Annotated in this window: 9 protein-coding genes; 8 read left to right on the forward strand and 1 reads right to left on the reverse strand. The window is 42.6% G+C overall.

Features of this window, described 5'->3' with window-relative positions:
- Positions 1 to 117: 117 nt before the first annotated feature.
- On the reverse strand, positions 118 to 1,128 hold the full coding sequence (gene gap, locus K6V30_RS09915; protein WP_008759940.1) for a type I glyceraldehyde-3-phosphate dehydrogenase: 1,011 nt from the start codon (positions 1,126 to 1,128) through the stop codon (positions 118 to 120).
- Between the two features lie 142 nt (positions 1,129 to 1,270).
- Between gap and mscL the strand changes: the two genes are divergently transcribed.
- The 8 genes from mscL (at position 1,271) to K6V30_RS09955 (ending at position 14,749) form a co-directional block, all read left to right on the forward strand.
- Positions 1,271 to 1,717 (forward strand): large-conductance mechanosensitive channel protein MscL, encoded by a 447-nt coding sequence (mscL, locus tag K6V30_RS09920; protein ID WP_055270320.1) that lies wholly within the window; start codon positions 1,271 to 1,273, stop codon positions 1,715 to 1,717.
- 209 nt (positions 1,718 to 1,926) lie between these two features.
- Positions 1,927 to 3,450: a glutamine-hydrolyzing GMP synthase gene (gene guaA / locus K6V30_RS09925; RefSeq protein WP_010536867.1), complete on the forward strand. Its 1,524-nt coding sequence runs from the start codon at positions 1,927 to 1,929 to the stop codon at positions 3,448 to 3,450.
- A 939-nt stretch (positions 3,451 to 4,389) separates the two neighbouring features.
- Positions 4,390 to 5,862 (forward strand): hypothetical protein, encoded by a 1,473-nt coding sequence (locus K6V30_RS09930; RefSeq protein ID WP_010536868.1) that lies wholly within the window; start codon positions 4,390 to 4,392, stop codon positions 5,860 to 5,862.
- Positions 5,863 to 5,879: 17 nt separating this feature from the next.
- Complete coding sequence (locus K6V30_RS09935; protein WP_070612473.1) at positions 5,880 to 8,999, forward strand: SusC/RagA family TonB-linked outer membrane protein; 3,120 nt, start codon at positions 5,880 to 5,882, stop codon at positions 8,997 to 8,999.
- Between the two features lie 20 nt (positions 9,000 to 9,019).
- Entirely contained in the window at positions 9,020 to 11,071 is a 2,052-nt protein-coding gene (locus K6V30_RS09940; RefSeq protein ID WP_010536870.1) for a RagB/SusD family nutrient uptake outer membrane protein, read from the forward strand.
- Between the two features lie 28 nt (positions 11,072 to 11,099).
- Complete coding sequence (locus tag K6V30_RS09945) at positions 11,100 to 12,095, forward strand: BT_3044 domain-containing protein (protein WP_010536871.1); 996 nt, start codon at positions 11,100 to 11,102, stop codon at positions 12,093 to 12,095.
- Between the two features lie 13 nt (positions 12,096 to 12,108).
- Positions 12,109 to 13,926: a BACON domain-containing protein gene (locus K6V30_RS09950; RefSeq protein WP_055270324.1), complete on the forward strand. Its 1,818-nt coding sequence runs from the start codon at positions 12,109 to 12,111 to the stop codon at positions 13,924 to 13,926.
- A 121-nt stretch (positions 13,927 to 14,047) separates the two neighbouring features.
- Positions 14,048 to 14,749 (forward strand): tetratricopeptide repeat protein, encoded by a 702-nt coding sequence (locus K6V30_RS09955; protein ID WP_055270326.1) that lies wholly within the window; start codon positions 14,048 to 14,050, stop codon positions 14,747 to 14,749.
- Position 14,750 lies beyond the last annotated feature (1 nt).

Raw genomic sequence — 14,750 nt, forward strand, 5'->3', positions numbered from 1 at the left:
TACTAAAATTGTAGGTTATACCACGGATAATACCTTGCTTTTTAACAATATATAAAATGAAGACAAAAAAACCGCTACGGTTTCCCGCAGCGGTTTCCTATATGTTTAGACTTCTAATTAAGCGTTAACTGATGCCATGTGAGCGATCAAGTCAAGAACTTTGTTAGAGTAACCGATTTCGTTGTCATACCAAGATACAACTTTCACGAAAGTATCAGTCAAAGCGATACCAGCTTTAGCATCGAAGATAGAAGTACGAGTGTCACCCAAGAAGTCAGAAGAAACTACTGCATCTTCAGTGTAACCCAGGATACCTTTCAATTCGCCTTCAGAAGCTTCTTTCATAGCAGCGCAGATTTCAGCGTAAGTAGCCGGTTTAGCCAAGTTAACAGTCAAGTCAACTACAGATACGTCCAAAGTAGGAACACGCATAGACATACCAGTCAGTTTACCGTTCAAAGCCGGGATTACTTTACCTACAGCCTTAGCAGCACCAGTAGAAGAAGGGATGATGTTGCCAGAAGCAGCACGGCCACCTCTCCAGTCTTTCATAGAAGGACCGTCAACTGTTTTCTGAGTAGCAGTTGTAGAGTGAACTGTAGTCATCAAACCGTCAAGGATACCGAACTTGTCGTTCAATACTTTAGCGATAGGAGCCAGACAGTTAGTAGTACAAGAAGCGTTAGAAACGAACTGAGTACCTTTCACGTATGTTTTTTCGTTTACACCGCAAACGAACATCGGAGTGTCATCTTTAGAAGGAGCTGACATTACAACATATTTTGCACCAGCTTCGATATGAGCCTGAGCTTTGTCTTTGCTCAAGAACAAACCTGTAGATTCAACAACGTATTCAGCACCTACAGCATCCCATTTCAAGTCAGCCGGGTTTCTTTCTGCAGTGATGCGGATAGCCTGACCGTTAACGATCAATTTGCTGTTTTCAACATCTGCTTCGATAGTACCGTCGAATTGACCGTGCATTGTGTCATACTTCAGCATGTAAGCCAAGTAGTCAACCGGGCAAAGGTCATTGATACCTACGATTTGAATATCGTTTCTTTTCATTGCAGCGCGGAAAACGAAACGTCCGATACGTCCGAATCCATTAATACCTACTTTAATCATTTTGTTTAAACTTTTAAGGGTTTTATAATATTTGTTCAAATATCTCTCAGCTTGCGCATTTGTTTTATTTTCAAATGCGGTGCAAAATTACGAAAATGTTTTTATATTCGCATATTAAATTCACATTAAATATTGAAAAAAGATGGGAAAGAGCACATTTTTACAGGACTTTAAGGTGTTTGCCATGAAAGGGAACGTCATAGACATGGCTGTCGGTGTAGTTATCGGCGGCGCGTTTGGAAAGATAGTATCGTCGTTGGTGGCGAATGTTATTATGCCTCCAATTGGCTTGCTGGTTGGTGGTGTGAACTTTACAGATCTGAAATGGGTAATGAAAGCGGCAGAAGTCGGAGCCGATGGTAAAGAGATTGCTCCTGCCGTATCTCTGGATTACGGACAATTTCTGCAGGCAACTTTTGACTTTCTGATTATAGCTTTTGCTATATTTTTATTTATACGTCTCATCACGAAGCTGACTACAAAGAAAGCGGCAGAGGCAGCTCCGGCTGCTCCTCCTGCACCGCCTGCTCCTACCAAGGAAGAAGTGTTGCTGACTGAGATTCGCGATCTGCTGAAAGAGAAGAAATAAGTATCCATAATTATTAAAGAGGAGGTTCTGTTTAGAACCTCCTCTTTAATAATATATAAGCCTTCTCAAATTCGCTTTTTTCTTTCGGACTTTATCTTGCCCGATGATATATTTCTCTCATAAATGTCGATTTTCTTGTTTATTCTTCTATCTTTTTGCCTACTTTTTTCTACTTTTGCAAATCATTTATTCAAAATCCAACCATTGATATGCAGGAGAAAATAATAATTCTTGATTTCGGTTCGCAGACAACACAGCTGATTGGTCGTCGCGTACGCGAACTGGACACGTATTGCGAAATTGTTCCTTATAACAAGTTTCCTAAAGAAGATACAACAATTAAAGGAGTCATCCTTTCCGGAAGTCCTTTTTCGGTTTATGATAAAGATGCCTTCAAGGTAGATTTGAGTGAGATTCGTGGCAAATATCCTATTTTGGGTATCTGCTATGGTGCACAGTTTATGGCGTATACCAACAATGGAAAGGTAGAACCGGCTGGTACACGCGAATATGGGCGTGCGCATCTGACTTCTTTCTGCAAGGATAATGTGCTGTTCAAAGGAGTGCGTGAGAATACGCAGGTATGGATGAGTCATGGTGATACGATTACTGCTATCCCGGACAACTTCAAGAAGATTGCCTCGACAGATAAAGTAGATATCGCTGCTTATCAGGTGGAAGGTGAAAATGTGTGGGGAGTTCAGTTCCATCCGGAAGTATTCCATAGCGAAGACGGGACGCAGATATTGAAGAACTTCGTAGTCGATGTTTGTGGATGTAAGCAGGACTGGTCGCCGGCTTCTTTCATCGAGAGTACGGTTGCTGAGTTGAAAGCTCAGTTGGGTGATGACAAGGTTGTGTTGGGCTTGAGTGGTGGTGTCGATTCTTCGGTTGCTGCTGTATTGCTGAACAGAGCCATTGGCAAGAACCTGACTTGTATTTTCGTAGATCACGGAATGTTGCGTAAGAATGAGTTCAAAAATGTGATGAACGATTACGAATGTCTCGGTCTGAATGTGATTGGTGTGGATGCCAGCGAGAAGTTCTTTACAGAGCTTGCTGGTGTGACCGAACCGGAAGGTAAACGTAAGATTATAGGTAAGGGCTTTATCGATGTGTTCGATGTGGAGGCTCACAAAATAAAAGATGTGAAGTGGTTGGCTCAGGGTACTATCTACCCGGATTGCATTGAATCATTATCTATTACAGGTACGGTGATCAAGAGCCATCACAATGTAGGAGGTTTGCCCGAAAAGATGCATTTGAAATTGTGCGAACCGCTTCGTTTGTTATTTAAGGATGAAGTTCGCCGTGTAGGTCGTGAGTTGGGTATGCCGGAACATCTGATTACCCGTCATCCTTTCCCGGGACCGGGATTGGCTGTGCGTATCCTTGGTGACATCACCCGGGAAAAAGTGCGTATCCTGCAAGATGCTGATGATATTTACATTCAGGGATTACGTGATTGGGGATTGTATGATCAGGTATGGCAGGCAGGTGTTATCTTGCTCCCGGTACAGTCTGTAGGTGTTATGGGAGATGAACGTACTTACGAAAGAGCGGTAGCATTGCGTGCTGTGACTTCTACTGATGCCATGACTGCGGATTGGGCGCATTTGCCTTATGAATTCCTGGGCAAGATTTCGAATGATATTATTAATAAGGTGAAAGGTGTGAACCGTGTAACCTATGATATCAGTTCTAAACCACCTGCAACAATCGAGTGGGAATAAGATATTTCTTTGGTTTATATAAAATTCCAGTATCGAAAGTTACTGGAATTTTTTTATGTAATATATCATTTGCTCTTATTATAGTTTGATTCATCTAAACTTGCTGGTAAGAGGTGAAATCTTAATTATATATGGTAGAAATTAGGGCATACGTTTTGTTTTTTATGCATTTATTCCTTGGGGCTATCATTGTTTTGTTACTTAATATGTTTGAAAATGAATAGTTGTGCTTGATTGTCATTATTCGTATTTACACTTAACAGATTGGGATAAGTTGCTCTAGAACTTGGTAATTTTATACCAATAAGTGTGTTTTTTCCTGTTTTCATAGGCTTTTCAAAGGTTATTAAGTTTGTGTGCTACTTAAGACGGTGTAAAGTTATTAATAAAATTGGTAAACGCAATGTTTTTTTTATTTTAATTATCGACAAACGATACTTTTTTCGTTTTTCCATTCTACTGTTCGGGTCATAATTAGAGAGATGTAATCTTTCGTGTGTTTTATATTGTTGTATATCAATGTTTTGTGTTTAATATACCAAGTTCTAGAGCGACTTATCCCAATCGGTCAATCACGACTGAATTTAAAAACTCTTATTTATGATAATGCAAAATTATAGACCTCCTCCGATGTAAAATTAAAATTTTATTATCGTTTCTTCAGCATAGCTCAGAACAGTGCTGAAGGAAGATTGAATTCATTAAAAATTTCAATACCCCCAAGAAAAACAAATGAATGATAACAGTCAAACACAACTATATATATTCCCAAGCTTACTAAATATTAAGATAAAGCATACACACCCAAAAACAAACGTATAAGAGTAAAAATGCACATCTTATTTCTACCACATTATAAATAATGTTAGATACAATAGTAAGTTTTCTACTTGTCTATATTAACCAAACTAATAATTAACCTTTAATCACAGAAAAACAATGCAAAAAAGAACTATTTTTTTGACATTCTTTGCCGCCGTATTCATTTATCTGACTTCATGTTCAGATAGTAAGAATATAGGAAGTGCAGTATTCAATCCGGATCAACCTATTGAAGTGACCGGATTTTATCCGGATTCCGGTGGAATTGCCACCCCTATGATCGTCGAAGGCAGAAACTTCGGATCAGACACTACCAATCTGAAAGTTTACTTCGAGGATGTAGACGGAATAAAGCATCCGGCAGGCTTAGTCAGCTCGAATGGAAACAAAATCTACTTGTATGTTCCTTCAGGACTGACGTACAAGAAAGAAATGAATCTTCTAGTTGCCCGAACGATGCCCGACGGGAAAGAATATGAAGGACAAGCCAGAAAACAATTTATCTACAAGACTCAGACAAGTGTAACTACCGTAATAGGTCAAGCTTCACCGGATGCCGACCAGCCTACTGTGGGAGGGGATATAGCTACTTCTACGTTGTCGGCACCCAACTACATTTGTCTGGATGATGAGGATAATATCTTTATCACCGAACGTCATGTTTGGCACGGAGGAGATAATTACCCATCCGTCACCTGTAAGAATGATAAAGGAGAGAACTCGAATGGAAATGTTGTCATGGCTTCTGTCAAGAGTAATTCAGTGCTTGTACTACAGTATGGTACGGCGGCCATACTGAATGCTCCTGCTTTCTCGGATATAGATAATACGATGTATGCTCCTGAAGATGGTGGTATGGGGTTCTATGCTTTGTCTAAAAGTGTAAGTTATGCACCTCGTCGTCTGACAGTGTTGCTGGATGATGCAACAAAGGATATCGCCGATAATAATTATAAGCACTGTTTCGTGGTGAACAAGCTCGACCATTACATTTATACGGTGATGGTAAGAGGCCAACTGGTCAGGATAAAACCGAATACCCGTACTTGTGAACTCCTGCTTAAGAAGGTAGGTACTTCCACCAGACCTGATGCCTGTGACTCATACTGTGCATTCAGCCCTGTCAAAGGACAGGAAAATATGCTTTACATCGCAATGGCTGAAGGTAATCAGATATGGAGAGTAGATGTCGGTAATCTGGAAGGTAAAGATAAAAATACCTATCCTGGTGAGGGTTATGCCGGAAAAGCTATAGTAGAAGGACAAGTTGCAGGAAAAGGATGGGAAGACGGTCTACTGAGAAATGCCAAGTTTAATAATCCCCACCAGATCTGTTTTACGGAAGACGGTAAGTTGTATATCGCTGATTGTGGTAACAATTGTATACGAGTGATTGATACAAGATTGTCAATAGACAAAGCTACCGTAAGTACCCCTATCGGACTTCCGGGAATGAAGGGCTATAAAGATGGTGGTCCGGACATCGCTATGTTCAATCATCCTTTCGGAGTTGCTGTCAGCGCCGATGGACAAATCGTGTATGTTGCTGATACCGGAAATAAAGTGATTCGTAAATTGTCTATAGAATAACCTTTTATAATACATATATGAAAAAAAATCTTTTATTGATTGTGCTGCTGATGATACTCATTCCATTGGCAGGTTACAGTCAGAACGAAACGAAGACACAGTTTACAGTGGCGGGCGTGATTGTGGATGCATCCGGTGAGCCATTGGTAGGTACGGCTGTTTATGTAAAGAATGAACCGGGAGTCGGTGTGGTAGCGGATTTGGACGGAAAATTCAAAATTAGAGTGACGAAAAATGCTACGTTGGTATTCCAGTCGGTCGGTATGAAGAATGTCGAGATGCTGATTACCAAAGATGAAGAGAAACTTAAGATTGTCATGAAAGAAGACGAGACTAAGATTGACGAAGTAGTGGTAACGGGTATGAGTTCGCAGAAAAAAGTCTCGGTAGTAGGTGCAATTACCACAATCGATGTCGCGCAATTGAAAACTCCCGCCACCTCTCTTAATAATATGATCGGAGGTCGAATGGCAGGTGTCATCACTATGCAGAGTTCGGGTGAACCGGGGAAAAATATCTCTAACTTTTGGATTCGTGGTATCAGTACTTTCGGAGCCGGTACCGGAGCATTGGTGCTGATCGATGGTATCGAAGGAAGACTGGAGGATATTGATACCGATGACGTTGAATCATTCAGCATTCTGAAGGATGCTGCAGCGACGGCTGTCTATGGAACACGCGGGGCCAATGGTGTAGTATTGGTGACTACCAAACGCGGTACCAGCGGAAAACTGGAAGTGACCGGACGTGCTACCATGAAAATATCCCATATCAAACGTCTGCCCGAATATCTGGGAGCTTATGATTACGCGCTTCTTGCCAATGAAGCCAGAGCAATGTCGGGAGAAGATGATCTGTATACCCGTCTGGAACTAGACCTTATCAAAAATAAGTTGGATCCGGACCTCTACCCGGATGTAAACTGGATGGATGAAATCATGAAACATAATTCTATCCAACAGAATTACTATGTCAGTGCTAAAGGAGGAGGTGATGTTGCCAGATATTTTTTATCGATAGGTTATCAGGATGAAGGTGCTGCTTATCGTCAGGAAGAAAACCTGTTTAAGAAACCATTGAGCGTAAACAAGCTGAACTATCGTGCCAATATCGACATGAATCTGACCAAAACAACCCAGTTGTATTTCGGTGTGGACGGATATGTCAATTCCTATGTCAGCCCGGGCGGAATGAATACAGACGCAGTATGGTCTGCTGTCCAGCAGTTGACACCACTTCTGTTTCCGGTTACTTACTCCGATGGTACGTTACCCGTATATGGAGGACAGCGTACATTGGCTTCTCCCTACGTCATGCTGAATAATACCGGATATATGCAAAGTGAGGATAACCGAAACATGCTGACGCTTAAATTGACACAAGAATTCAAGGGATTCTTGAAAGGACTGACATTATCCGTACAAGGGATGACAGAGCATATCGGTTATTTCAGTGAGTACCGTTCTATCTGGCCGGATCTTTACCGTGCTACCGGGCGAACGGCACAGGGAGTTTTGATTAAATCACTGCGCTCTTCACAACAAAGTTTGGCATACGGAGATGCTGAACACGCTTACAGACAGTACTACCTGGAAGCAAAAGCTAATTGGAACCGGACATTCGGCGATCATACTTTCGGTGCGTTGCTCGAATACTATATGAAAGATGAGAAGGATTCTCAATGGGGAGCCATTGATGATTTGGGCATCAGCAGCATTCCCAAGCGTCATCAGAATCTCTCCGGACGTATCTCTTACGACTATAAAAACCGTTATTTTATTGACGCGAATTTTGGTTATACAGGTTCTGCCCAGTTTAAAAAAGGCGAACGATTCGGTTTCTTTCCTTCCATTGCTGTCGGATGGGTTCCTTCCTCTTATAACTGGTGGTCTGAGAAACTGCCTTGGTTCACATTTCTGAAATTTCGCGGTTCTTACGGTATTGTAGGAAACGACCAGATTGTTGCCGTCAACGATTATACAGGCGTAGGACGTTTCCCTTATATGACTATGATTGACAATCACGCCGGATCTGCCTGGGGATACCGCTATAATGGTATCACAGAAACCTATACTGGAGCCGACAACTTAAAATGGGAAGTAGCGAAGAAGGCAAATCTGGGTATCGACGCCAAGTTCTTTCATGACAAGCTGTCTTTTACTGTCGACATTTTCCGGGATACTCGTGATCATATCTTTCAGGATCGTGTGACGTTGCCTTCTTTTGTAGGTATGGTGACCTATCCGAAATCGAATGTAGGACGTATGCATAGTGTGGGATCGGACGGAAACATTGAGTTTTTCCACCAGATCAACAAGGATATGAATTTTACCATTCGTGCTAATTATACGTTCTCACAAAACGTCATTGACTATTTTGAAGAGAACAAATTACCTTATGATTATCTCAGTGTGACTGGCAAGCCTTTTAATATTTTGCGCGGATACATCTCCGAGGGGCTGTTCGCCAGTAAAGAGGAGATCAATACCAGTCCTGACCAAAGTGGATTCGGAACGATACGTCCCGGTGACATTAAATATCGTGATGTGAACGGAGACGGCATTATCAATGAAGACGACAAGGTGCCTTTGTCTTACTCCAACCAGTTGCCTAGAATGATGTATGGATTCGGCGGCGATTTTCAGTGGAAAGATTTGACCGTGAGTATCTTGTTCAAGGGTTCTGCGAAAGTGGATTACTATCGTGTAGGACTTGGCAATGACTACGGATGGATTCCGTTTTATAACGGAGACTTGGGAAATGTGATCAAACTAGCTAACAATCCCAAGAACAGATGGACCCCTGCATGGTATTCGGGAACTACTGCTACAGAGAATCCGAATGCGGAATTTCCACGGCTTTCTTATGGCAAAAACACGAACAACTCCCAGCTTTCTTCTTTTTGGAGACGGAACGGGTCTTTCCTGCGCCTTCAGGAAGTCAGTCTGAGATACAGCCTGAAACATCTGCCATGGATTAAATCGGTTGGATTGTCCTCCGTTGATCTGGAATTTGTTGCCAACAATCTGTTCACTATCGACAAAGTGAAATACTTTGATCCTGAACAGGCTTCGGCAAATGGTGCTGTCTATCCGATACCTGCTACTTATGCTTTCCAGGTATACTTAAGATTCTAATCACATAATATTGAAAATTCATGAAAAATCGAATTAAAATACTTTTGGGAGCGGTCATTGGCAGTTCTTTACTGTTCAGCTCCTGCAACTTTCTGGATGTAGACAGCTATTTCCAGGCTACATTCAAGGAAGATTCCATTTTCCATAGCATGAAGAATGCCGAAGGATATCTTTGGAATACCCCGACCCGTTTTCCAGATGCTGGTGCCATTTGGGGAAACTCATGGAATCCGGGAGAAACTGCTTCGGACGAGATAACCGTCAGATGGCAAACTAGCGAATTCTGGGGAGCGCAGTTCAGTATCGGTAAAATTAACAGCAGAAACCTGCCGCGGGATTTGTGGTATACTATGTATGTAGTAGTGACAAGATGCAACCGGATGTTGGAAAATGTCGGCAAAGTGCCCGATATGACGGAAGCTGACAGAAGACGCTATATCGGATATGTACACTTTATGCGCGGTTATGCCTACTACCATTTACTGATGAACTACGGTCCGCTGCTGATTGTGGGGGATGAAGTGCTGAGCACTTCCGAATCGGCGGAATACTATAACAGGGAACGGTCTACATACGACGAATCTGTGGATTATATATGCAATGAATTCAAACTTGCTACGCAAGGCATTTACGGACCGACCGAACAGAGTATCAGTTATTCTGATCGTCCTACGAAAGGAGCGGCTTTGGCACTGATAGCCCGTTTGCGCCTGTTCCAGGCTTCTCCGTTGTTTAATGGCGGTGATGCTGCCCGTCAATGTTTCAGCAACTGGCAACGTAAAAGCGACGGTGCCGATTACGTAAACCAGACTTACGATCCCGACCGCTGGGCGATAGCAGCCGCTGCTGCAAAACAGGTGATTGATATGGATTACTATTCGCTGTTTACGGTGATGCCGGACAACCAGCATCCATATCCATTGGCAGATAATGTTCCTACAGCTCCATTCCCCGATGGTGCAGGTGGTATTGATCCTTTCCACTCTTTTACTGATATGTTCAACGGTGAAGGTATTATATCCACTAACAAAGAGTTTATTTGGGCAATGTCATCCGTCAATGTGCGTGACTACACGAAGCACTCGTTCCCGGTAGGTTTCGGAGGCTGGGGCGGTATGTCCGTACCCCAGAGAGTGGTTGATTGCTTCCTGATGATGGACGGTAGAGACATACACAATGCATCGGCGGACTATCCGTATGTGGCGGATTTGAGCCAGACAATTGGCACTAATAAAGTATTGGGGAGCTACCAGTTGAGGGGAGATGTACCGAAGATGTATGACAATCGTTCTGCACGTTTTTATGCTTCCATCGGATTTCCCGGACGCCAGTGGACTATGAATTCAGCTTCTTCTGATGCAAGCTATATCAATCAGCAGTTCTGGTATTCGCACGATGATTCGAAAGCCGGACTGGCTGGTGCGGGGAGCAATGTCAACGATTATAATATCAGCGGTTATACTCCTGTCAAGTATATTCATCCGGATGATTCATGGGCTGGTGGAAAAGGGAATGTGAAAGGTTCATTCATAACCAGTCCCAAACCGTTTGCCATCATCCGTTATGCGGAAGTTTTGCTGGAATATGTGGAGGCACTGAACAACGTAACGGGTACAGTAACCGTTACCACCCCTGATATGACAGGTACGGATGTCGAAGTTACTGTCAGCCGTGATGTTCAGGAAATGGCTAAATACTTCAATATGATCCGCTATCGTGTCGGGTTGCCCGGTCCGGCTTTGAGTGATATGAACGACGCGAACAGATTTGAACAGATTATCCGTAACGAACGGCAAGTAGAACTCTTCAACGAAGGCTACCGCTATTTCGATACCCGCAGATGGGGTACTTTCCTCACAGATGATGCAAATATGTCCAATTGGCGGGGACTGGATGTACAAAAAGATCGTACCGACGTCAGTGGCAATCCGGGATTCTGGAATATTGTGACGATCGATCAGCAGAATATCCGTGACCGTGTTGCACTGCCCAAAATGGTATTTATGCCGATTCGCCATGATGAATTACTGAAAGTTCCCGCAATGGATCAGAATCCGGGATGGGACAGATAATGAAAAACAAGAATAACAGAAAGAAAATATGAAGAAGATAGTAACTATAATTCTTTGCTCTGCTTTGGTTGTAATAAGTGGTTGCGATAACTATGATTTCGCTCAGGAACAATTCCGCAAAGAAGTAAATTTGCTCAGTAATTCGAGCCTGGTGTACGATCGCCAGGTAGCCGAGTTGCAGCAGGGAGGAGATACCCTTTTCGTGGTGGCTTCATTAAGTGGTTCGCAGGCTTCCGATGAATCGTTTGCAGTAGCACTGCAAAACTCCGATACATTGTTGAGAGCTTACAACAAATCTAATTTCGATATCAATAAAGCACGCTTCGCGAAGTATTTGCCGGAAGAATGTTATGAGTTTCCGACTATGGAAATGACTATTCCTGCCGGCTCTTCCAAAGCGATGTTTCCGGTGTATCTGAAAAATCTGGATAAGATTTCACCCGACTCCATTTATTTTCTCGAATATAAGATTGATTCGCTGAAGACACCGGACTGTAATCCGAAGAAGCGACACGTGCTGCTTCGCATTCATAAGGAAAATTATTATGCATCCACACAAACGGCAACATATTACAATTATACGAGTAGTACCATTATTATTCCGAATACGGATGGAACCAGTGAAGTCCGTCGTCCGACGAATTCCAATCGTGTATTTCCTATTTCAGAGAATTCCGTACGTCTGATGGCAGGCGATGAAAGTTTCAGTGACTATACCACTGCACTGGATATCATCAATAAAGGAAGCATTATTCTGGAAATGGGAGAACAGTTACCCGAGAATCCGCTGGCAAAAGAGCTCACTATCCTGCCATATAAGGATATCGACGTAATGCAATTGACTCCCATCGGAGAGTATGACAATACGTATTTGCTGAATGTCATCCGGACACCCGACGGACGTGCCACTTATTATAAGGAGTTCCGTCTCCATTACAAATACCGTTTGCAGTCTACCGACCGATACAGGGAGGTAAATGCTAAACTGAGATACCAATTCAATCCAAGAGTAGAAAACTTGTAATGCATCTAATGATATGAAAAAAAATATACTAACTATCGGACTGGCAGGAGTCTTGGGGATATTTATCGCTCTTTCTTCCTGCGGTCCCGATTATGAAACAGAGTTCAATGTGCTGACTTTGACCGTCCCCAGCGAGAGTCAGGCGGCTGTCGTTTTTCCCCTTGCCGGCGGTGAACATGAGATAGAAGTGGAGACCAACGTGGCGTTCGATAACTGGACGGCAAGTTCGAATGCCGGCTGGTGCAAGCTACAAAAACAAGAAGGTAAAGTCACGGTATCTGCCGACGAGAATGAGGATTATAAACAGCGCATAGCGGAAATCACGATAGCTTACGGTCATCAGAGCTATTCCATTAATGTCAAACAGTTCGGTCTGGAACCGGTGATAGAAGTGGAAGGGTTGACGGCTGATGGAATGAAAGTAGTGGATTCTAAAGTGACTTCTCTGACTATTCCGGTAAGTACCAATCTGAATCTGGATGTTATTACCGTGCCGGATACCTGTGATTGGGTACGTTTTAACGAACCGGAGCAGCCGAAGGCAAAGAAATCACAGCAAGCGGAAAGAGCAGAGAACACAGTCAAGAAGAACCTGACATTTACTCTGGATCAGAATACCGATACCATTGTGCGATATTGTACAGTCACTCTGCAGTCATCACAAAACTATAATTGTGTCGGTACACTCATTATCAAGCAGCAGCCGAGAGGATATATTGTTGACATTGACGAATCAAAGAAGGAATATCAGGTGAAAGCTACCGGAGAAACGATCACGATTCCATTCAAAGTAAATGGGCCTGCAGATGCGTATACTTATGAAGTGGAGGCTTCTGCCCGCGAATGGATTACGCCTTTGCCTGCCACGAGAGGTATGCGCGATGCTTCCGAAAGTTTCATCATCCAACCTAATACTATAGAGGAAGAACGAGTAGGACATATCACATTCAGAAGCACTGATCCGATAGAGCCTAATGAGTTCACTGTCACTGTTACGCAAGAGAAATTTGTTCCGGTTCCTCCTGAAGGCGTGAAAAATCCAACAGCTACTCCGGGAGCGGGATTTATTAAGTTGAAATGGGAAATGCCTGTAAATGTGAATTTTACAAAGATGAAAGTCATCTATTATGATCCTGTAACGAAAGAAGATAAAGAACTGGAAATTGCTGATAATACTACTACCTTATTCATTGTAGAAAACACATTCAAATGTGGCGGTGAATATGAGTTTACCATCAAAACATACGGTCCTACAGGTATGGAGACGGAACAGCCTGCAACTGTAAGAGGAACTTCCGAAGAGTCTGTTATCAAGGCACGCATTACTCTTACAGTCGATATGTTCTCTGCCAATGCGACCGAACCGTCCGAAGGATCACTTGCAGCTTTGGTCGATGATAATATAAATACCTATTATCATACAATATGGAGCGGAACATCACCCAATAAGCAGCCTCATTATCTGCAAATCAATATGTCGGAATTGCCATTGCAGTCCTTGCGTTTTGAGTATGATGGCCGAAATAATGGTAATGGTGCCGGGGACGTAAAACGTGTAGGTATCTGGGGAAGCGACAATGGCAATACCTGGACGCTGATGGGTAAAGAGACTTATACACTGCCCGGCAGCAGAGGACAGCACGTTGAACCTAATGAGAATATAAAAGCCGGCAAACCATATAAATACATTCGCTTTATTCCGGAAGCTCGTCGTGATGCCGATCCGATAGATCCGAGCGGAGGAAACGGCTGGTGGAATATGGCTGGTATCTATCTTTATAAGATAAACGATCATGATGAGGCTTGGGCAAGAAAAGAACTAGGCATCTGACAAACTAAGTGAAAGACTGGCGGGGAGTGAATAAGATTGAAATTTAGGCACATTTTCTTATAAAACTCCTTGCCAGTTCATTTTTTTTATTTATATTATCCGACTATTTAGAATCATATACATGAAAACAAAGAAACTGAGTATCATACTATCTGTTTTGCTGGTAATCTGCATAGCTATCGGTTGTCATTCACAGCAGAAACCGGACATTCGTCCTCATCCTGTAAATCTCAGTGCTGACAGTTTTTATCAAAAGGCGGTAGCTATTTTACAATCATCTTATGATGTCGATTCCACCCGGAAGTGCATCAGCCTTTTAGACCGGGCACTGTCGATTGATAGTCTTAATCCCGATTATTATGGTACCAAAGCTAAGTTGCTGGCTGAAATGGGTGAACTGGATTCTGCATTATGTATACAGCTACTTGCTATGGAGAAAAAAGCGATAACAGGAGAATATATGTTTCAGTTGGGATTGTTTCAGGCAGCCAGAGATATGAATGCTGAGGCACATCAAAGTTTTGAAAAAAGTATGGAAATTCTACAGGCAGTGCTCGAACAATATCCCGACAGTTTGGGTGCATTTATTCTTGAGGAATCAGCCAATGCACTTTATCTGGGAGCGGACAGCCTCTATATGAAAGATATCGATGCTATTCGCAAACGTTTTCCGGACAGACTCCTGGAAATAGAGATGATCCGCAGACTGAGGCCACACTCACTGGTGAAGCAAATCAAAAAGATTCAGATAGAGAATGAATATAATATTGATTTCGATCTGGATAGTCTGGTCTACGAAATGGAAAAACAACAAAAAATATAAT

It is taken from the genome of Bacteroides faecis, from assembly GCF_020091505.1.
GTDB classification, from domain to species: domain Bacteria; phylum Bacteroidota; class Bacteroidia; order Bacteroidales; family Bacteroidaceae; genus Bacteroides; species Bacteroides faecis.